This window comes from Staphylococcus sp. HMSC34C02, from assembly GCF_001838705.1.
In the GTDB taxonomy this organism is placed as follows: domain Bacteria; phylum Bacillota; class Bacilli; order Staphylococcales; family Staphylococcaceae; genus Staphylococcus; species Staphylococcus borealis.
The window spans coordinates 6,785-28,577 of record NZ_KV838571.1; the positions used below are offsets into that span (position 1 = coordinate 6,785).

General features: G+C 32.6%; 15 protein-coding genes and 1 other RNA gene. 2 read left to right on the forward strand and 14 right to left on the reverse strand.

What is annotated here, in order from left to right; genetic code table 11:
- From HMPREF3239_RS04510 to HMPREF3239_RS04550, 9 genes are all read right to left on the reverse strand, one after another.
- Positions 1–3,283, reverse strand: a 3,283-nt coding sequence (locus tag HMPREF3239_RS04510; protein WP_141763585.1) for a YSIRK-type signal peptide-containing protein, incomplete at its 3' end; no start/stop codon positions are given.
- A gap of 621 nt (positions 3,284–3,904) precedes the next feature.
- Positions 3,905–4,783, reverse strand: a complete 879-nt coding sequence (locus HMPREF3239_RS04515) for a 5'-3' exonuclease (RefSeq protein ID WP_070854866.1) — start codon at positions 4,781–4,783, stop codon at positions 3,905–3,907.
- 16 nt (positions 4,784–4,799) lie between these two features.
- Positions 4,800–8,243 carry a dynamin family protein gene (locus HMPREF3239_RS04520; RefSeq protein WP_070854867.1) on the reverse strand — a complete coding sequence of 1,148 codons (3,444 nt, stop codon included), beginning with the start codon at positions 8,241–8,243 and terminating at the stop codon, positions 4,800–4,802.
- Positions 8,244–8,435: 192 nt separating this feature from the next.
- Positions 8,436–9,074 carry an SDR family oxidoreductase gene (locus HMPREF3239_RS04525; RefSeq protein WP_070854868.1) on the reverse strand — a complete coding sequence of 213 codons (639 nt, stop codon included), beginning with the start codon at positions 9,072–9,074 and terminating at the stop codon, positions 8,436–8,438.
- A 164-nt stretch (positions 9,075–9,238) separates the two neighbouring features.
- Entirely contained in the window at positions 9,239–10,372 is a 1,134-nt protein-coding gene (locus tag HMPREF3239_RS04530) for a THUMP domain-containing class I SAM-dependent RNA methyltransferase (RefSeq protein WP_053029415.1), read from the reverse strand.
- 120 nt (positions 10,373–10,492) lie between these two features.
- Positions 10,493–10,876: RNase P RNA component class B (gene rnpB / locus HMPREF3239_RS04535), an RNA gene on the reverse strand.
- Positions 10,877–11,007: 131 nt separating this feature from the next.
- Positions 11,008–11,346, reverse strand: a complete 339-nt coding sequence (gpsB, locus tag HMPREF3239_RS04540; protein WP_053029416.1) for a cell division regulator GpsB — start codon at positions 11,344–11,346, stop codon at positions 11,008–11,010.
- A gap of 10 nt (positions 11,347–11,356) precedes the next feature.
- Complete coding sequence (locus HMPREF3239_RS04545; RefSeq protein WP_070854869.1) at positions 11,357–11,920, reverse strand: SLOG family protein; 564 nt, start codon at positions 11,918–11,920, stop codon at positions 11,357–11,359.
- A gap of 10 nt (positions 11,921–11,930) precedes the next feature.
- Positions 11,931–12,269, reverse strand: coding sequence for a DUF1798 family protein (locus tag HMPREF3239_RS04550; protein WP_070854870.1), 339 nt, complete (start codon positions 12,267–12,269; stop codon positions 11,931–11,933).
- A 292-nt stretch (positions 12,270–12,561) separates the two neighbouring features.
- Between HMPREF3239_RS04550 and recU the strand changes: the two genes are divergently transcribed.
- The gene (gene recU / locus HMPREF3239_RS04555) at positions 12,562–13,188 is read left to right on the forward strand and encodes a Holliday junction resolvase RecU (RefSeq protein WP_053029419.1); all 627 of its coding nucleotides are present in this window, start codon (positions 12,562–12,564) and stop codon (positions 13,186–13,188) included.
- Entirely contained in the window at positions 13,185–15,446 is a 2,262-nt protein-coding gene (locus HMPREF3239_RS04560; protein WP_070854871.1) for a transglycosylase domain-containing protein, read from the forward strand. Before recU ends, HMPREF3239_RS04560 begins: the two co-directional genes overlap by 4 nt.
- A gap of 336 nt (positions 15,447–15,782) precedes the next feature.
- Here HMPREF3239_RS04560 and HMPREF3239_RS04565 read toward each other — a convergent pair whose 3' ends face one another.
- The 5 genes from HMPREF3239_RS04565 to HMPREF3239_RS04585 form a co-directional block, all read right to left on the reverse strand.
- A complete protein-coding gene (locus HMPREF3239_RS04565; RefSeq protein WP_070854872.1) occupies positions 15,783–16,112 on the reverse strand; it encodes a YpoC family protein in 330 nt (109 codons plus the stop codon).
- 21 nt (positions 16,113–16,133) lie between these two features.
- Entirely contained in the window at positions 16,134–16,787 is a 654-nt protein-coding gene (gene nth, locus HMPREF3239_RS04570; RefSeq protein ID WP_053029422.1) for an endonuclease III, read from the reverse strand.
- Positions 16,777–17,463 carry a DnaD domain-containing protein gene (locus HMPREF3239_RS04575; RefSeq protein WP_070854873.1) on the reverse strand — a complete coding sequence of 229 codons (687 nt, stop codon included), beginning with the start codon at positions 17,461–17,463 and terminating at the stop codon, positions 16,777–16,779. Before HMPREF3239_RS04575 ends, nth begins: the two co-directional genes overlap by 11 nt.
- A 220-nt stretch (positions 17,464–17,683) precedes the next feature.
- The gene (asnS, locus tag HMPREF3239_RS04580; RefSeq protein WP_070854874.1) at positions 17,684–18,976 is read right to left on the reverse strand and encodes an asparagine--tRNA ligase; all 1,293 of its coding nucleotides are present in this window, start codon (positions 18,974–18,976) and stop codon (positions 17,684–17,686) included.
- A 110-nt stretch (positions 18,977–19,086) separates the two neighbouring features.
- Positions 19,087–21,789 (reverse strand): helicase C-terminal domain-containing protein, encoded by a 2,703-nt coding sequence (locus HMPREF3239_RS04585; protein ID WP_070854875.1) that lies wholly within the window; start codon positions 21,787–21,789, stop codon positions 19,087–19,089.
- Positions 21,790–21,793 lie beyond the last annotated feature (4 nt).

Below are 21,793 nucleotides of genomic sequence, written 5' to 3' on the forward strand. Positions count from 1 at the left end.
TGACTGGATCAGACATAGAACTATTCGGATGTTCCGCATTATCAATTGCTTTAGCTGTAACATTACCTTCAGGAATAGGTCTTGTCGGTGTAATATTGACACGACCTGAACTATCCGTAGTTCCAGTTCCTATGATTTGCCCATTTTTATCTAATAATTGAACATTCGTATTCGGATCTGTTGTAACTGTAACAGGGTCAGTCGTACCTGCTTTTCCTCCTAAAGGTGAAGTAACTCTAGGTTTAGTTGGTGGCGTCGTATCCGTCGCTTTTCTAGGTGCAGACGTTGAAACATTGTTAGCTGGGTCATAAGCTTTCGCAATGACATTACCCTCTACAATAGGAGTTGTAGGAGTGATAATTACATGCCCATTTCCGTCAGTTGTACCAGTACCTATAACACGCCCATTTTTGTCGATTAAATCAACTCTCGTATTCGGATCCGTTGTAACGGTAATTGGCGTTAAAGTTGTTGCTTTTCCTGTTAAATCTGTATCTACAGTTGGAACAGTTGGTGGAATGGTATCTGTTACTGGTACATGATCAGAATCGATTGAGTTTGGTGTTTCTGCACCATCTGTAGCACGTGCATAGATTTTTCCTAAAGGTAGTGGCTCTCTTGGCGTAATTATACCGTGACCGTCCATTCCAGTAAGAACTACACCATAACTTTTACCATTTTCATCAAAGATTTCTACTCTAGTCAATACATCCGTAGAAACATCAATAGGCGTTCTTGTACCTACTTTATTAACTAAATTTGTATTAATTACTGGTTTTCTAGGTTGTGTTGTATCGGTAACATGTCTAGGATCAGATGTTGCATTATTAGTTTCATCAGTTTGATCATATGCTTTCGCAGTGATATTACCCTCGAAAAGATAATGATCAGGGGTAATATTAACATGTCCGTTAGAGCCTGTAATACCACGTCCAATGACATTATTATTTTTATCTAATAGTTCAACTCGCGTATTTGGAGTAGATGTAATGTCGATAACTGGTGTAGAGAAAGCTTTACCCGCAACATTTGTATTAATTACTGGTTTCATTACAGGAATAAGCGTTGTCGCTTGAACAGGTATTGAAACCGAACTATTTGGATGTAAAGCATTATCAGTTGCTTTCGCAGTAACATTACCTTCTGGGATAACACGATCTGGAGTAATTACTACGTGACCACTACTATCTGTTGTACCAGCACCAAAAATACGGCCATTTTTATCTATTAATGCAACATGCGTATTTGGATCAGTAGAAACATCAATCGGTGTTAATGTACCAGCTTTGTAAACTAGTCGTGTGTTAATTACAGGTGTTGTAGGTGGTGTTGTGTCAGTTGCAAATTTAGGATCAGATGTTGAAACTTTTGATTCATCACTGTGATTATATGCTTTTGCAGTGACATTACCTTCAGGTATAGGACTAGTTGGCGTAATGTAAGCATGTCCATTAGAACCTGTCGTACCTGTACCAATTTTATTACCGTTTTTATCGAAAATTTCTACTTTAGTATTCGGATCAGTAGATACATCAATAACTGTTGTCGTTGTTGCTTTACCTACTAAATCAGAGTTAATTGTTGGTTTCACTGGTGGTTGGTTCTCGATAGATGGCAGTGCACTATCTTCAGGTAATATACGACCTGATAAAACTGTATAAGCAGATTTACTTACACCACCCATAGCAGCTGTATTAGCATATGACCAAGCATTTTCTAGCTCGGCATTTGTAACATTATCTCTTAATTTAACTTCAAGATGCATATGATACGCACGATTTGCGCCTTCTGGATGGTTAGGATCTACTTGAATACCAATACCATAGTTCCATCCACTGTAAATGCCTCGTTGATCTTCAACTGCTCTTCTCAAGTCAGGATTATTTCTATTTGAATGGAAATATTCGTTTGCATCACTATTAAAGCTTCTGCCTGGACGAACACCGAAACTAAGATAAAATGTTGTATGACCAAAATCGCGTTGATTACTTCTTAACATATCAATCATTTGTGTACTATTATCTGGATCGATAATAAAATCGCTAGGTGATTCACTTAATAGACTATTTCTACCACTTCTTTTTTCATAAGCTGCGTAAGATAGATTTCTAACTGAATCGCTCGCAAATGAACCATCTGAGTTCAATTTCATTACTTTATATGGTAATAGTAAGGCCATCCCTAAACGTTGTTGTGACCCAGGTGATATAAAGTTAACGCCGTCATTATTGAAGAATACATCATAAACTAAGTATTTTGAATTACCTTCATTTTTATAATAAGCACGCATTACGGTCTTTCTAGAAGTAATACTTTCCACACCGTTTCTTTGTTGACCAGTACCAAGCGCTCTACCATCAGGTAAAGAAGCATAGTTTCGTTGATATACAATAACGTTTCTTCCAGCATTCCAACGGCTATTCAATGTAGTAAATCTAAAGTTCGTTCCTTTATCGATTTGTTGGCCATTTCTTGGATCACGTTTACCTGAATGTGATCGAGTAATCACATTGGCTAATGAATTGCGAGTTCGCTCTAATCTCTTAGCTAAATCTAAAAGTGATTGTTGTGATACATCGCTAGATTGAATAATATGATGACTTTCAACTATTAACTTTTTAGCTTCTTCAATATGAGGATTTGAAGGTTCTAAAGTTTCAACTTCTGGCAATTTACTTTGAATTTCATTTGTCAGGTTAGTCAATTTAGATACGTTTTTACTATCACTCTTCTGTACGTTATCCACCTTAGATGCTTTAAGCATGTCCGGATTGTCTGCTAATTGTTTAGATGATTTTGAGTTAGAGTATTCAACTGATTGTTTACTTTGATTCGATGATTCTTTCTCAACGTTTAATGAAGATTTTTTCTCCAGCACTTTATTTTTTTCATCTTTAACGACTGTCGGAGATTCCTCTATCTTTTCTTTAATTGGTGAAGATGTCGAATTAGTAATTTCTTTTTTGCTTGTTTGAGTTTCTAAAGTATTTTTTTCTGTCGTTATCTTGTCATCTTGTTTTGACTGCTTATTGATTTCTGCAGCTTGATCAGAAGTTTGATCATTTTGAATTGTTATTGCATCATTTTGAGAACTATTTATGTCTCGGGTTGCTTGTGTATCAGTATTTGTCTTAGCTTTTTCTACGGTAGCATTAGCATTCTCACTTGCATGCGCTTGATCCGTATGCGTCCCTAGAAATACGAGCGTGGCAATTAAAGTTGAGAATGTTCCCACTGCATACTTTCGGATACTGAATTTCTGCAATTTATCTCGATGATTCATTGATGCGCGTCTCTCCTATTCTATGTTGTATATTCTTGATGTTGATGTTATGAGCATGATTGAAAAGTAATTCCGATAACACATAGCTCAATATCAAAAAGGTTGATAATTAAGTTACCGTTATTATTGTCAAAATTTTAAGTGTCACTTTAACACAAAAAAATTACTCGACAAAAGTTTTACAACTCCTCTCGGGTATTAAATTTCAATTATCATTATGAAATGAACAATTCAATTGTTGTTCTCTTTAATTGTAGCACTAATTCAATTCACTGTGAATTAGAATTTTTATCAATAAAATAAATTAATTTATGAATTGAGCGGCATTTAAAATTAATAAAAAATAAAGAGTGGGACAGAATTCTTTTTAAATTCGTCATCCACTCCTATCTTGCTTTGTTTATAAAATGTATTAGTAAAATGCACTTTGCTGGGACCCCGACTCCCAACTTGCTTTGCTAGTAGAATTTCTTAGTGGAATTCTCTTTGTTGGGGCCCCCGCCCGCAAGGATGCCTAGAACTGAGAAAAGCTCGATTTAAACGCCTTCTCAGTTCAGTCAACTACTGCAAATTTCCAAAATACATCATTATTTTATATATGTTCCAGACTCATTGCGTCCGTTATAACTTCGATGAAATATATTTACCTGATACATATAGTTCATGTTCATTACAAATTGAAAGTATGTGATTAATTGAATGTGCGTAAGCCATATCTTTATATATTTCTATACTATTAAGTGGTACTTCAGTATATATTTCGGCTAGGCGTTTGGATAAAGTTAAGTTATCTTTATCACTTTCAATTTTCTTGCGTTGTGCAGGTGTTAATTTATCAATATTAGAAAGCACATTTTCGACACTTCCATAGGTTTGAATTAATTTGAGAGCTGTTTTCTCGCCTATCCCTTTTACACCGGGATATCCGTCTGCACTATCACCCATAAATGCTTTAATATCAATCAGTTGTTGCGGATTTAACTGATATTCATCATTGAAACGTGTTAAAGTATAGCGATTATATATGTTAAATCCTTTTTTAATTAGCCACACTTCTACTTTTTCATTGATGCATTGTAAGATGTCTTTGTCTCCAGTGATGATGTGAACTTCATTATTTTTTGAAAAAGATTTTGCAAGCGTACCTATAACATCATCAGCTTCATAATTTGTCATACCTACATTAATGAAACCAAATTGATCTGAAATGTCTTTGACATAATCAAATTGAGGTATGAGTTCTTCTGGAGGCGCTGGACGGTTTTGCTTATAAGCGCTATACATCTCATTTCTAAATGTTGATTGTCCCATATCCCAGCAAACTGCAACATGGCTAGGTTTAATCTCATTAATTGCTGTAAAAATATGTCTGACAAATCCTTGGATACCATTGGTTGGTACCCCTTTTGAATTATACATAAATTGTTTGTGTAAACTAGTTGCATAGAAATGTCTAAAAAGTAAAGCCATTCCATCCACTAATAGGACACGATTTTCCATAGATTGTGCCTTCTTTCTATTTTAATAGTGCATTTAATTTTTGATGCGCTGTTTGTAATTGTTCAATTAAAGTATTGTCCAAATTAAATGATACTAATTCATCAATTTGGCTTTGAATCGCACCTTCAAGTTGCGCAAATTTATCTTCTGCCTCTTCATTCATTGAGGCAACAAATTGAATTAATGCTTGTCTGAATTCACTCATTTGATTTTGTAATAATTCAAGTGTGCTTATACTAATTTGTTCTTGCAATGCTCTTTGAGTATTAGGATTAAGAATTCTTCGTTTAGTTAATTGTTTAGGTAATGCAGCAAGCATATCGTTTAAATCTATACGTAAAAATGCTTTTTCAGTAAATTCAGGCGTGACATTAAACTCAGGATTAATAAACACATGCAATTGGTTTAATTTTTGTAGTATTGGTGCGACTTGATCGCTAAGTTGATGATTATAATATTTTTTTATACGCTCAACTAATAGACTTTGTTCCAAATACAGGCGTTGGTGAATTTGGTCTAAAAATGTTTTAGAAGAAATTTTCTTTTCATCATTAAAATCACTATTTTGAGTCATTTGACTATTATAAACACGTTTAACATCATCTAATAATTGTAACTTTAATCTTCCATTTAAATGATAAATCTGATCTTCAACCTCATTATTAGTATGTTGTTCCGTAGTCATTAACAATTGATTTGATAATCTTTGCTTATTTTGATATTGCTTTAATTGCTGTTGACGTTGCTCAATATGAGATTGGTTTGTTTGATAGTCATGAATCATTTCTTCAAAAGAAAGATTGATTTGTTCAAGCTGCTTAACCATTTGTTGTTCTAATATACGATTTGAATCTATTTCTACAAATTGATCAATACTTTGTCGCAATTGATCAATGCCTTCATCGCTTTGTTTCAGTGCTAGTCTACTTGAAACGCCAAAGATATCCGATTTTAGGTTGACTTGAGTGAGCGCATCTTTAACATAATGTTTCACAGCGTTTAAATCATCAGAGCTTTCTGCTAAGTCTACCGCGTTGATGACCATTTTAAATGCTTGATTTTCATTAAGTTGATTCATTTCTTTCATATGTTCAATAAAATGCTTATCGTTATCAGTAAAGGAATGATTAAAATAACTCACATATAAAATTAAGTCAGATGAAGTCAAAATTTGTTCAGTTTCATTTGTATGTCGTTGATTATTAGAATGTAGACCTAGAGAATCAACAATGATTTTACCTTTAAGCCATTCTATCGGTAAATTGATATGGACAGTCTTAACAAATGTAGCGAATTCATCTTGGGCACTCCATTTCTTAATTTCTTCTCGAGAAATCACATGTTTGGTACCTTCTGCTAACATATCTTTATACATCGAATAATGTTTTTGAACTGCGCTTACAAAGGCAAGTTGGTTCTTTTCTAATTTACGCTTTAAACGTTGAATATCAGAATAGATAAATGAGTCAAGTGTTTCAAAAGAAACATCGTGATATTCAATTAGTTGATTAAGTTCGTTTAATAATTGTTCTTCAGTTTTAAGTGTAATCTGACTATTCTCTCCATATGATAATTCAGTCGTCGCTGCTGTAGTTGGATTTGGTGAACTTACTAAATATTGTCCACCTAATAAAGCGTTAATTAAACTACTTTTACCTGCGCTGAATGTGCCGAACACACCAATTTTAACTAACTTATTGTCTAATCGCTCTAATGTATCTTTAATATCTTTTTTCGTTCTTTCAAATAAAGGTACAGGATTAATAATATCCAATGCTGCTTGAATATTAACTTCATTAATGTGATTAACATTCGAATGATGATTTGATGCGTCCTCATCGTTTGTGATAACCTGTTCGGTATCCTCGAGAACATAATTTGCCTCAGTTCTACCTATTAATTTATCTAAAGAATCTTCCATATGGATATAATAATGTAAATAATTCTTAGTAGTTAGAGATGATTTTAAATTTTGTAACTCTAGATAATGCTCGTAGATTTGTAAGTCATCAGTCGTCTCCTCAGTTAGATCTTGCGCTTGTGTATACTTAATTGCTTTATCAAACAATGGATTAGATTGTTTTTCTACATCATTTCTGATTGCTTTTAGCACGTCATCACTGAAAGTAAGTACATACGTATTACTTATACTCGTTTGAGGTTGATATAAATTTGAGATTAAACTTGAATCAATAGCATAATGCTGATTTAGAATGTCATGATTCACCTCGGAATTATTAATAAAGCGAGTTAAGAACGACATATCTTCTCTTAGAGGTTGTCGAATTTGTTGATTCATCTTATCTTGTAATTTAGTTACAACATTTTGTAGGCGCGCTTCTTGTTCTTCTTGCTTTTTCTTCTTTTTGTTTAAGAAGCCTCCAACTTTAAAATCATCGCTCATACTTTCAAGGTATTGTCTAATTTCTTCACGCATGTCATGCGTCATTATATATGCATTATCTAATACATCTTTACGCTTTTGTTTTAAAAAGCTTAATAATTGATCAGGATTATTCAATAGTCTAGCTTCTTCGCTAACAGCTTGATTTTGTTGAAACTTGGCATAAGCTTGTTCAAATTCATCTTCATTAATGTTAAGTTGTTCCAATATATCTTGTAGCTCATTTTGAATATATCCTAATTGTGCTTCTGTAATGAATTTCACTGTACGATTGACATATTCTTCAATAGCTTCTCTGTTATTATCTTTCTCTACTAAATACTGAGAGAGACGTGATAGTTCATTTTCAGGGTGATCGAATTTAGACACATAAAAGATATCTGTTAGATTAATCTCCCAATCCTCAATTGACTTATTGACTCTCTCTTTAAAAGTTCCAAATGTAATTTCATCTTCATTATGTTTATCAATTTGATTAATGATAAAGATGACAGGAATCCCTACATCATTCATTCGTTTAATAAATTGAAAATTTAACGCTGATTGTACATGATTATAATCTACTGTATAGAATAGAATATTACTTGTGTACATGAATTGTTCAGTAGTGGATTGATGTGTAGCAACGTTTGAATCTACGCCAGGTGTATCTTGCAAAGTAAAGCCATTTTTAAATTTTGCAGATGGAAAATTAATCTCAACAGATTCTACATCTACATTTAAACGGTTCATTTTTTTAACTTCATCATAAGTTTTTAATTTAGAATATTGTTGATTTTCTAAATTAGCTATAATACCTTGTTTATCTGAAACAGATACAATTGCAGTATTACTTGTTGTTGGTACTGGTGAACTTGGAAGAATATCTTGTTCTAATAATAAGTTGATTAAAGTTGATTTACCCGCTGAAAAGTGCCCTACAAAAGAAGCAGTATATTGATTTAAATATACTTTTTTAATGACTTGATTAATGGTATGTACTAAAGTTGAGTTTTTAGATTTTTCAACTTCTTTTTTTAATTTATATAAAATATCCAGTTGTTCATTATTAGCCATGCTAAGTCCCCTTTATTTCAAACATTCTAATAAAAAAAGTAAGAGCCTGAGACATACTAAATGTAACAGGCTATTTTAACAGTGGTAGTATTCTATAGAATAGAATGAACGGCATTACAATATCAATTCTGCCAAGCTACCTATTTATTAAATTTTATCACAACACTTGTTTGAAACAAATATAAAGAATTGTTAATTAAACCAAGCAGGTTTATCCCCATCAGTGTTTGGTTTATTAACACCAATATTTTCTTTTGAGTACAGTTCTGGGTTTTTAGCAATGCGGACAGCTAAACTTGCAACACTTCGACGTGAAACTTCTGTTCCTTTAAATTGAGCATCTTTTGAAGTAACTTCGTAATCTGTTTCATTCTTAAATGTAAGCCAAGCAGGACGTATAATTGTATAATCTAGTGTTGACGCTTCAATAATGTCTGCTGCTTTACGATATTTAGTTAATTTTTCTCCAAATTGAGATTTATTAAATGCATTAAATTTAGGTGGTAATTCATCATAAATCCCAGGGGCAGCTACAAAGATTAGACGTTTTACATCTTTTTTAGACATTGCATCTACAATCGCTTGTGCTTCAACATCTAATGAACCAGATAGGCTCGCAAAGACAACATCAACTTTATCTAATGCTTGTTCTAAATCTTCCGCATTTTTTGCATCGCCTTCATATACTGTCACTCGATTTGATGCATAATCTGGAATTCGATGTGCATTTCTTAAAAATAAATCAACATTAAAATTTGAATCCTCTAAAAATATTTTAGTAGCCTCGATAGAGACCTTACCGTTTGCGCCAATAATTAAAACTGTTTGCATATGATTTCTCTCCTAACTATGATGTTTAAAATATATGTAGTTGTATCTAAATTTAACACTCTTACTATCACTTTACATCAGTAATAATAAGAGCGCTAATGAATTGATTAAATTAATTAAATATTATTAGATACAGCAAGAAAAATTTACAAATTTAATAAAAATTATATAGTAGTTGGTTTTTTACCCCAATATTGATAATACGTACATTCAATATAACCATTGAATAATTTTCTTCTCTTAGTCGCTTTTCGATTAACTAAGAATTCGAATTCTTTGTTGCTAGTAAGAATGTAGGTTGATAGATGTGCATGTTGATTCATCAACTTACCAATATAGCGATACATTTCTTCAACTTCTTCTCTATCCCCAATACGTTCGCCATACGGAGGGTTCCCAACTAAAGCAACAGGGCTATCCGTATCAATTGTTAATGTATTAACATCTTTCACACTAAATTGAATAATATCTGCTAAGCCGACTTCTTCAGCATTACGTTTAGCAATTTCAACCATTTCAGGATCTATATCGGATGCAAATACTTGAATATCTTTATCATAATCTGCTTGCTGATCAGCTTCGTCTCTCATTTCATCATATATATTAGGTGGCATAATATTCCATTCTTCAGAAACGAAATCACGATTGAATCCAGGTGCGATATTTTGCGCAATTAAACAGGCTTCTATCGCAATGGTACCTGAACCACAGAATGGATCAATGAAAGGTGTATCTCCTTTCCAATTTGCTAATCGAACTAAACTTGCAGCAAGTGTTTCTTTAATAGGTGCTTCCCCTTGAGCAATTCGGTAGCCACGTCGATTCAAACCAGAGCCTGATGTATCAATGGTTAGTAAGACGTTATCTTTTAAAATAGCTACTTCAACAGGATATTTCGCGCCACTTTCGTTTAACCAACCTTTTTCATCGTATGCTTTCTTTAAGCGTTCCACAATTGCTTTTTTTGTGATTGCTTGGCAGTCTGGCACGCTATAAAGTGTAGATTTAACACTTCTACCTTGAACAGGAAATTGGCCTTCTTTATCAATAATGTCTTCCCAAGGTAATGATTTCGTCTTCTCAAAAAGTTCATCAAATGTTTTGGCATTGAAGCGGCCCACTACGATTTTAATACGATCAGCTGTACGCAACCATAAATTACATTTTACAATCGCTTTAGCATCACCTTCGAAAAAGATGCGCCCATTTTCAACTTGTGTTTCATATCCGAGTTCTTGAATTTCTTTGGCAACAACAGCCTCTAATCCCATAGGACAAACTGCTAATAATTGGAACATGACGTGATCTCCTTTTTTATAATTACATTTTTATGTTAACAAATATTTAAAATTTTATGTATGATTAGAAAAAAATAAAAGCTCTCCAATCAATGGGAGAGCTAAACTAGTTCATGATATTTCTGTAAGCCATGTTCTGTACCGTTGTACTCATATCGTACACTAGTTGTACTGGTACGTCGGTGGTAACCATCTGTCTACATATCTTTATATTTCGAATAAAGACGTCTCGTTTATACGTTGAATTCCGCTAAACAAGTGCTCCTACCAAATTTGGATTGCTCACTCGAGGGGTTTACCGCGTTCCACCCTTCTTATTTCTAAGAAGGCTACGTCACTGTGGCACTTTCAAACTACTTTAACCGTATCATTAGACTTAGGTTATTTCGTTGCCGTCAAATTAATGCCTTGATTTATTGTTTCATCAAGCACGAACACTACAATCATCTCAGATTGTGTGAGCATGGACTTTCCTCTATATTGCTATAGCGATTACCCAAAATATCACTTTTGCGATTATATCATAATTATCTATACTATTACAGATATTTTTGTAGATTGACTATTGTTTAGTGAAAATGACGCTACACAATAGTTATCTATTATTACATTCATTAAATCTAAAGACGCTTACATTACTTTCCAAATACAGCTTTTTCTAAGTTAGAAATTCGTTTTAAAATATCAACATTATTGTTTGATGAATTAGCGTTGTTTGAAGAAAATGATTTATTGTCAGAAGGTCTTGATGTTGCCACTCTTAGTCTTAATTCTTCAACTTCTTTTTTTAGTTTGTTATTTTCTTCAGACAATTTTACAACTTCATTATTCATATCAGCCATTTTTTGATAGTCTGTAATGATATCATCTAGGAAAGCATCTACTTCCTCACGACGATAACCACGGGCCATAGTTTTTTCGAAATCTTTTTCATAGATATCTTTTGCTGAAAGCTTTAAAGAAACATCTGCCATTTTTTCCACCTCATTCGAAACTTTGATCTTGCTCCCACTGCATGTCATTTATAAAATCAGTGAGTTCATCAAATGCCACAATATCACAAGTATAGTTTGTTTTATCTATAAAATCAACTAACATCCTTTTAAAGAATTTCGGGCTTCCTTCTTGCTCATCATCATATATAAGTAAAGACATATCAGAGTGATCTAGCATAAATTGATCTGTTTGTTTGAACTGATACGGCCCCTCATATTCTGAATGATGAACACTTTCCATAAAATCAGCTTCTTGCGCAATCTTATTATACTTCATTTGATTTTGTTCATTCCACTTCGACGTATGTCCGTAAAACGGTGTTATAATGCCTAATTTCAATTCTGGATAATCAGAACGTAAATCGATAACAACCTCAGCAGTCCATAATTCAATGCCGAGTTGACCTTGTATGAGGACCCATTCAAGGCCTTCATCAATATATTGTACTAATTTGTGCTTGAGAAATGCTTTTAAATAATAGACTTCAGGTGCATCATCTTTAAATATATTTAACTCAAATGATTTATATCCTGTAACATACACAGTTTTCATTTGTGCGACATCACCCTTCAATAGTTTGATAAATATATTTTAAATCGTAATTGACTGCTTTTACCTTTTCAGTGAACAACTTTTTACTCGTTCTATGAAAATGGCAGTCGACAGATAATTCTTTATAAGACTTGATAAGTAAATCAAATTTGTTGGCGTTCATATAACTTAGTTGAATAATCTGTGGTTTTAATTTGATTAGGCTTTCTAATTTAGCATCTATCATTTGCGAGTATGGATAAACCACATTGTAAAAATCATAATCATTTTGTGAAACTTTCACGTTATTAAAGCGTTCTTCAATTGTTTGTAGTTCATTGAGTAAGTCATTTATTGTTTTTGTATCCATGAAGACGCCCTCCTTATATCCAATTTAATTTATCATAATTTAAACCGACCGTCATTTAATTGATAGCTTCATTAATAGGATAAATACATTGAAATATTGTTTTACCAGATAAATAACGTTAAAATGAAGAAGATTAATAATGAAGTCACTCATGAGTATAAGTGCTTATTTGTTTATGCTTCATTATTATCTATCCTAGTTTGAAATTACAATCCGTAATCACTTAAGGATTAGTTGGTATTAGTGTTACATATCCACTATTAAATGTATTCAAACTTGTGTGGTGAATCTAATGAATTACCCTAATGGCAAACCTTTTAAGGGAAATACGACTAAGGTCGGAAGAAATGGCAAATCGAATTCTAGTAATATAGAATATGGTGGCCGTGGTATGACTCTTGAAAAAGATATTGAACGTTCTAACGATTATTATTTAAACCATGGCAAAGCGGTTATACATAAAAAGCCGACACCGGTTCAAATCGTTAATGTTCATTATCCGAAACGAAGTAAAGCAGTTATTAATGAAGCTTACTTTCGTACACCTTCAACTACGGATTATAATGGCGTGTATAATGGTCATTATATTGATTTTGAAGCAAAGGAGACTAAGAATAAAACTTCTTTTCCTTTGAATAACATTCATGATCATCAAGTAGAACATATGAAAAAAGCATTTCTTCAAAAAGGAATTGTATTTTTAATTATAAGATTTAAAATACTTGATGAAGTATATCTATTGCCATTTTCCAAATTCCAAAAATTTTGGGAAAGATATAAAAATGAAATAAAAAAATCAATAACAGTTGAAGAAATAAGAAAAAATAGTTACTATATTCCTTATCAGTATCAACCAAGATTAAATTACCTCAATGCAGTTGATAAGTTGATATTAGATGAAAGTGAGGACCGCGTATGACGGAAAATAAAGGATCTTCTCAACCTAAAAATGGTAAAAATGGGAAGTCCAAAGCAAAAAAGAATAAGAATGTGAAAAGAACGATTATTAAGATTATTGGCTTTTTATTAATCGCCTTTATCGTTTTAGTTCTACTAGGCATTTTATTATTTGCGTACTATGCATGGAAAGCACCTGCATTTACCGAATCTAAATTACAAGATCCTAAACCGGCAGAAATTTACGACAAAAATGGTGACTTGGTTAAAAAATTAGATAATGGCGCAAGACGAGAACATGTTGAATTAAAAGATGTTCCTAAAAATATGAGAAATGCCGTGCTAGCAACTGAAGATAATCGATTCTATGAACATGGTGCAATTGACTATAAACGTTTATTTGGTGCTATTGGTAAAAACTTAACTGGTGGATTTGGTTCACAAGGTGCATCTACCTTAACGCAACAAGTAGTTAAGCGAGCATTTCTAAGTGAAGAGAAATCTATCGGACGTAAAGCCCAAGAAGCTTACCTATCTTATCGTCTAGAGCAAGAGTACAGTAAAGATGAAATTTTTGAAATGTACTTAAATAAAATTTATTACTCAGACGGTGTATACGGTGTTAAAGCTGCAGCTAAATATTACTTCGATAAAGATTTGAAAGATTTAAATCTTGCTGAAGAAGCATATTTAGCAGGTTTACCACAGGTGCCTAACCTTTATAACATTTACGATAATCCTAAACAGGCAGAAAATCGTAAGAACACTGTACTATACTTAATGCATTATCATAATAGAATTTCTGATAAAGAATATAATGATGCTAAGAAAATTAACTTAAAAGCTAATTTAGTAGATCGTACAGCTAAGGAACGTCAAATTGGCACAGATGATTCTGATTCTGAATACGATTCATATGTAAACTTTGTTAAATCTGAATTGATGAACAACAAAGAATTCAAGGATAAAAACTTGGCTGATGTTCTTCAAAGTGGAATCAAAATTTACACTAATATGGATAAAGATGTTCAACAAACATTACAAAATCGTATAGATAATGGTAATTACTACAAAAATGATGACCAACGAGTTGGTTCAACAATTCTTGATAGTAAAACGGGTGGTCTAGTTGCAATCTCTGGAGGACGTAACTTCAAAGACGTTGTAGATAATAATGCTGCAACAGATGCACACTTAACTGGTTCATCATTGAAACCATTCTTATCTTATGGTCCAGCAATCGAAAATATGCAATGGGCTACAAATCATGCAATTCAAGATGAATCTAGTTATTCAATTGATGGCGGTACATTCCAAAACTATGATGGAAATGGTCATGGAACTGTAACTGCGTATGATGCACTAAGACAAAGTTTCAATATCCCAGCACTTAAAACTTGGCAACAAGTGAATGCACAAGCTGGTGACAATGCAGTTAAGAAATTTGCATCAAAAGTTGGATTAGATTATCAAAGTGATATTGGTCCTTCTGAAGTACTTGGTGGTGGCGCTTCTGAGTTCTCACCTACTCAATTAGCATCTGCATTCGCAGCAATTGCTAATGGTGGTACTTATAATAATGCGCATTCGATTCAGAAAGTTGTAACAGCTGACGATGATACAATTGAGTTTGATCATACGAGTCATAAAGCGATGGAAGACTACACAGCTTACATGTTAGCTGAAATGCTCACAGGTACATTTAAAGCCTATGGTTCAGCATATGGACACGGCGTTTCAGGCGTTACAATGGGTGCTAAAACTGGTACAAGTACTTATGGTACTGAAATTAACCAACAATATAACCTACCTGATAACGCTGCGAAAGACGTTTGGATTAATGGCTTTACACCTAAATACACGATGTCTATCTGGATGGGCTTCAGTGAAATTAAAGAAGGTGGCGTTAACTCATTCTTAGGTCACACAGAACAAGAATATCCACAATTCTTATATGAAGATGTGATGTCAGATATTTCTTCTAGTAATGATGGTGACTTTGAAAAACCAGATTCAGTTAACGGTTCTAGTCCTGATAATTTATCAGTTAGTGGTCATCCTGATAACAACACGACTAATCGTGAAGTAAACGGAAGCAGTGGCTCAAGTACATCAACTAACGCTAACAGTTCAAATAGTAGTAATAGTAACAATAGTAGTAACACTAATTCAGGAAATACGAATAACAATTCATCAACACAAAGTTCAAATAGTTTCGGAAGTACCCTTTCAAATATTTTTAATTTAAATAGTATTTTCGACTTTAAAAAAGCTTCATAGTGTTTTTGAAGTGTTAAATATTTAAATGAAAGACTGGGACATCATTCCTAGTAAAATAGCCAGTAAATGAGTTTTGATAAATTCATTTACTGGCTTGTTTATTTATAATAATTAGTATTGTTGGAGTGCTTGCCTAACTTATTTTGCTTGTAAAATTTCTTAATGAAATGCTTTTTGTTGAGGCCCGGCCGCAAGAATGACTAGAACTGAGACGCGTTTATTTTAAGGGCCTTTATAAAAGCGTATTGCAAGAAATTGAGATCATTAAATTATGACCCTATTTTATGACCTATATCTAAAAATAACGTCTCAATCTCAACGGCTATTATCTTAACTTTAGTCCAAACGCTTCCTTCTAATTTGATACGAAGCATTCATTTTAATTAACTCACTTTTTAGCGTCTTCATTTGACTATAACCCATAAAATGATACTTTCTAGCTAACATATACTGATAGCGTTCCTCGAAGTTCATAGGTACCACTGGATATTGATCTAATAATTTGAAATCAATCGTCTCAATTTCATTTATCTCTTTAAAGAATTGAATGATTAAGTCAAAATATTTATCAATAACCTTTTTAGCTTCATTTGAGTTTAATCTGCGCTGATTAGCAAATTCATCAAGTTGTTCTTCAATTTCTATAAAATCCTGTTTATTAATCATTTAATCAAGCTTTCTAAATTATTATTTTGTTTGTGCTTTCATACGTTTTTGCCCTTCTCTACAATCATCTAGTAAAGGACAAATGTCACACTTAGGCTTTCTAGCTAAGCAATGATAACGACCAAAGAAAATAAGTTGGTGATGACTTTTACTCCATCTTTCCCTAGGAATAATACTGCATAATCGCTCTTCCACTTGGGTAACATTATCTTTCCATCTATTGATACCAAGTCGCTTAGAAACACGCTCAACATGTGTATCAACTGCTAATGAAGGTTCGTCAAATGCTACGCTCATTACAACATTTGCTGTTTTACGTCCAACACCCGCTAAACTTTCTAGCGCTTTATGCGTATTAGGAATGTCACCATTAAATTGGTCGATAAGTGACTGACATAGCTTTTGAATATTTTTAGCTTTATTACGATACAAACCAATGGAACGTATGTCATTTTGCAATTCTTCGATATCAACGTTTAAATAATCTTGAGGCGTTTTATATTTCTGAAAAAGTGTACGCGTGACCTTATTCACTAAGTTGTCTGTACACTGTGCAGATAATAATACCGCAATCGTTAATTCAAAAGCATTATCATGTTTAAGTTCACATTCTGCATCTGGAAACATTTCAGCTATGACATCTATCATTTCAAGTGCTTTCTTTTTACTTATCATCTAATTTCTCCCCATTTAACCAATCAAACTTTGGTATATGTTTAACCGTATGTGTCATAGTTGGTTTGTTAAATTGTTCTCTAACTTTCTTAGATTCTTCAGTCGTTGTTACGTTATTCTTTTTCCAGTTCAATAAAATACGGTCAACATATTTAAAGCTAAGCTTATCATGGCTATATGCTTCATCTAATGCAGCTCGTATTAAAGCAAAATTATGTTGGTCTACATCAATCCATTGATTAAGCGTTTCGATTTCATAAGGAGAAATCGGTCTAGCAAACAAAGTTTCAATGTATTGAAACAAATCTTTGAAATCTTGCTGCGTTTGATTCGTTTTTTGATTTGTTTGTTCCTGAGATAAAATAGTACTTAATTTCTCAAAAAAGCCATCCAAATCCATATATTCAGTAAATTTACCTTCTTCATCCTTTTTCACTTGAAGTTGTAACAAATCTTTTTGAATTAAATGTTGAATAATACTAGTAATTTCCCTTGGCTCCATGTTAGACCCTAATTTTAATTCATCGACGGATGGTTGCTTATTTGATGATTCAGAGGCATAAATCAATTTAATTAAAATGATTAAATCTTTTTCAGTTAGTCCTAATTCACTATAATGATCAAATAATTCTCTTCTAATGACGACAGGACGTTTTTTCAGTTGAAATTTATTCAAATTGATATTCCTCCCTCTTTAAAGTTGAAAAAGCGGGAGTGGGACAGAATTCTTTTTAAATTCGTCGTCCCACCCCCGCAAGGGTGACTAGAACTGAAAAAAGCTTGATTTAAGTGCATTTTCAGTTCAGTCAGCTACTGCGAATTTGCAAAATAGCACCATCATATTATTATGTCCCAGGCTCGAGTAAATAACTGTGTATGAAAAGTAATCATAAAACCTATGGATATAAACGATTTAATAATCGTGGGAATGGTGCAGTTTCTCTTACGTGTTCTACACCTGAAATCCAAGCAACTGTTCTTTCTAAGCCCAATCCAAATCCACTATGTGGCACACTACCATAACGACGTAAATCTAAATAATAATTGTAACTTTCTGTGTCCAATTGATGTTCATCAATACGTTGTTCTAATAATTCTAAGTCATTAATACGTTCAGAACCGCCGATGATTTCACCATAACCCTCTGGTGCAATTAAATCAGCACAGAGTACAGTGTCTTCATTATCTGGATTTGGTTGCATATAGAATGGCTTAATTTTAGTTGGATAATTTGTAATAAATACAGGTAAATCATAATGATTTGCAATTGCAGTTTCATGTGGTGCACCAAAATCTTCGCCCCACTCAATATCATCGAAACCTTCTTCTTTTAAGAATTTAATTGCGTCATCATATGAAATTCTTGGGAAAGGTGTTGATACTTTTTCAAGTTTACTTGTATCTCTATCCAATGCTTTAAGGTCTAATTGACAATTTTTAAGTACAGATTGAACGACATGTGTAACGTATTGTTCTTGTACTTCTAAACTTTCAGCATGATTAGTAAATGCCATTTCTGGTTCAATCATCCAAAATTCAATTAAATGGCGTCTTGTTTTAGATTTCTCTGCTCTAAAAGTTGGACCAAATGAGAATACGCGACCATGAGCCATTGCAGCTGCTTCCATATATAATTGGCCACTTTGAGAGAGGAAAGCATCTTCATCAAAGTATTTCGTATGGAATAGTTCACTTGTTCCCTCTGGCGCACTTGCAGTTAAAATTGGTGGATCAATCTTAGTAAATCCATTCTCATTGAAGAATTCATATGTTGCTCTAATAATTTCATTTCTAATTTTCATAACAGCATGTTGTTTTTTAGAACGTAACCATAAATGACGGTGATCCATTAAAAATTCAGTACCGTGATTTTTAGGTGTAATTGGATAATCATGTGCTTCGTGTATAACTTCGATTGATTTCACTTGCATTTCATATCCTAAATCTGAGCGGTTATCTTCAGTAATAACTCCAGTCACATAAAGTGATGATTCTTGTGTGATTTCTTTTGCAAGTTGGAAAGTTTCTTCATCCACTTCTGATTTAACTACCACGCCTTGCATAAAGCCACTACCATCACGTAATTGTAAAAAGGCAATCTTGCCACTTGAACGTTTATTCGTTAACCAAGCACCAATAGTCACTTCTTGGTTAAGGTGTTGTTTAGTTTGTTTAATCGTTGTTTTCATAACCAATCTCCTAATTGTCATTCTATATAGTCAATACTTATTTATTTTAACAAAATAAATTGTGAAGTTCTAGCATGTGACGATGTTGTTTCATCGTTGAATCGTATAAATTATTGTTTCTTATCAATATTTTGCTGGATTTTTTTAATGAGTTTACCAAACTGTTTGATATCCCCTTTTTTCTGTTTATAATTTTCTAGCGTTTGAGCAAAAAAGTTCTTATAGTTACTGCTAATTAAACGGTCATCAAATGAAACAATAAGTCCTTGATCATCCTCATTTCGAATTAATCGACCGAGTCCCTGTCTAAAACGTGTAACTGCATCAGGTAATACATAGTCTTTAAAGGTAGACTCAAACTCTGAATCCATGAGCCAATGTTTTGTATTATATTTATTCATAAATGGTAGTTTGGCAATCATGACACATTTAATTCCATTTGATTGATAATCAAAGCCTTCAAAAAAGGTAGACGTACCAAGCAATATCGTTTTATCGAAACTATTAAATTGTTGAACGATTTTATAATTTTGATTTTGCTGTTGTGTGAGCACAACATAGTCCTCAAATGCTGGTAGTTCATTTAATAACTCTTGAACCATATGCATCATGCGATAACTTGTAAATAATACTAAACATTTCGACTGCGTGATTGTGACATATTCCTGTATATAATCGACAATAGATGCTACATAATCATCGATATTTTTGAAGTTATAAGCACTTACATCGCTAGGAATATACACATTTGTATTCATACGATTTGATAATGTCGAAGGAACTTGATAAGTGTTAAATTGCACATCCTCTTTGAACCAATTTTTGAAGGCATCGAACTTATGATTAAAAGTTAACGTCCCTGAAATAAAGGTTAAAGAGTTAAATTTATCTAAGACGCGTGTTGTAAGTATATCTCGGACAGCGTAATCTTTAACAATTAATTTAATTGTTGATTTCTGAGTCAAATTTCTAATAGATAAATAAGCTGTATGATGATCTTTAAGGCTTTGTTCTATGTTTCGATAAGTATCGTTAATATATAGCAATTGTTTACGTAAAGTCTTAATCGTTTTATGCGTCATGCCATTAAATATTTCTAATGTTTTATTTATTTTATCAACAATTAAATGTAAATCTTTAAGTATCTGTGTTGAATCAAATTCAAATACATAATGGTGTCGATGAATGTCATCATCGTGAACGTCCGAATTTTGAATAATTTCAAATATATGATTGAATAAACGCTCATTTAAATCATGTATTTCTGAGATGTTCATCTTCAGTCCAAATACATCAATTGGTGCAATATCTAAACGTTCTAATATACGTTGTTGTTCAAGATGATCGATTGCTTTCAACAATTTTTCATTTTCATTCTTCCCTATTAAGCCAAGTTGATATTTTAAATCTGAGTAATCAAGTTCATTTGTAACTTGATTTAATGCATAATCAGGCAAACGATGGGCCTCATCAATGATACAATCATCGAACAGTTGGTATATTGAGTTCTCTTGATCTGAATGTATAAGATGCGCATGATTAGTGATACCGATTTGGATGTGTTGTGCATTTCGTTTGATGTAATTGTAATAATGAATATCATGTCTAACGGGCACATAGGTTTCAACTTTTTGGTCAAAATACATTTTTTGACCACCTTTTAGATTTAAATCTTGAATATCCCCTGTTTCAGTTTCGATAATCCATGTCAATAATTGCATTTTTAAAATATTAACTTCATAGTTAGTAGTTTCATCTTTTAATATTTGACTAATTAGACCAAGTGAAATATATTCTGTTTTACTTTTAATAAGTGTTGCATTAATTTTAAAGTTTAGCGCTTGATTTAAACTAGGTATGTCTTTTAATAAAAGCTGATTCTGCAATAATTTAGTATTTGTTGAAATCATGACATGACGTCCTGTTTCAATATTATACATTAGCGCTGCTAATAGATATGCTAATGACTTCCCACTACCTAAAGGTGCTTCTATCATTGCTTTATCGTTGTGCATCAATTGTTCTAATATAATTTCAGATAAATATAATTGTTGAGGACGATATGTAAGATTGAGAGCTTTAACTGCATCACGATACAGATCTTTAAGTGATCCATTAAATTGAGTTTTAGGTGCTTTTAGATCCACTTGTTTTTTATAAATAATTTGTTCAAATTGTCCAAGCGTATTATCTAAAGGTAATGATGGATGCTGACGAACCATTTCAAACAAGATATTATATAAATCGTATTTTAAATTTTTACTTAAATAATAGAGTTGTTTTAACGTATCTATTGGAAGTTGTTCAAATTTTTGAAAGGCTTTAATCATTAATAATGCAGTTGTTGTAGCATCCTCATCAGCTCTATGTGCATTATCTAAAGGGATATCATGAGACTCCGCTAATTCACTAAGTTGATAACTTTTATCTGTTGGATAAGCAATTTTAAATAACTCTAATGTATCGATGACTTTTTTAGGTTCGAAATGTATATTACAGTTTTTAAAAGCCTTCTTAATAAAATTCAAGTCAAAATCTACGTTATGCGCCACAAATACACAATCTTTTAGTTGTTGATAAATATCTTTTGCGATTTCATGAAAATAAGGGGCTTGTTCTAACATTGTATCTTCAATTGAGGTCAATGCTTGAATGAATGGTGGAATTTCCAAATCAGTACGAATCATAGAATGATAAGTCCCAGATATTTTATTATTACTTACAAAGGTTATACCAATTTGTATAATTTCATCATAATCAAGTTGATTGCCAGTTGTTTCTAAGTCGACAACTGCATAACTTGTGTGTCCCATAACT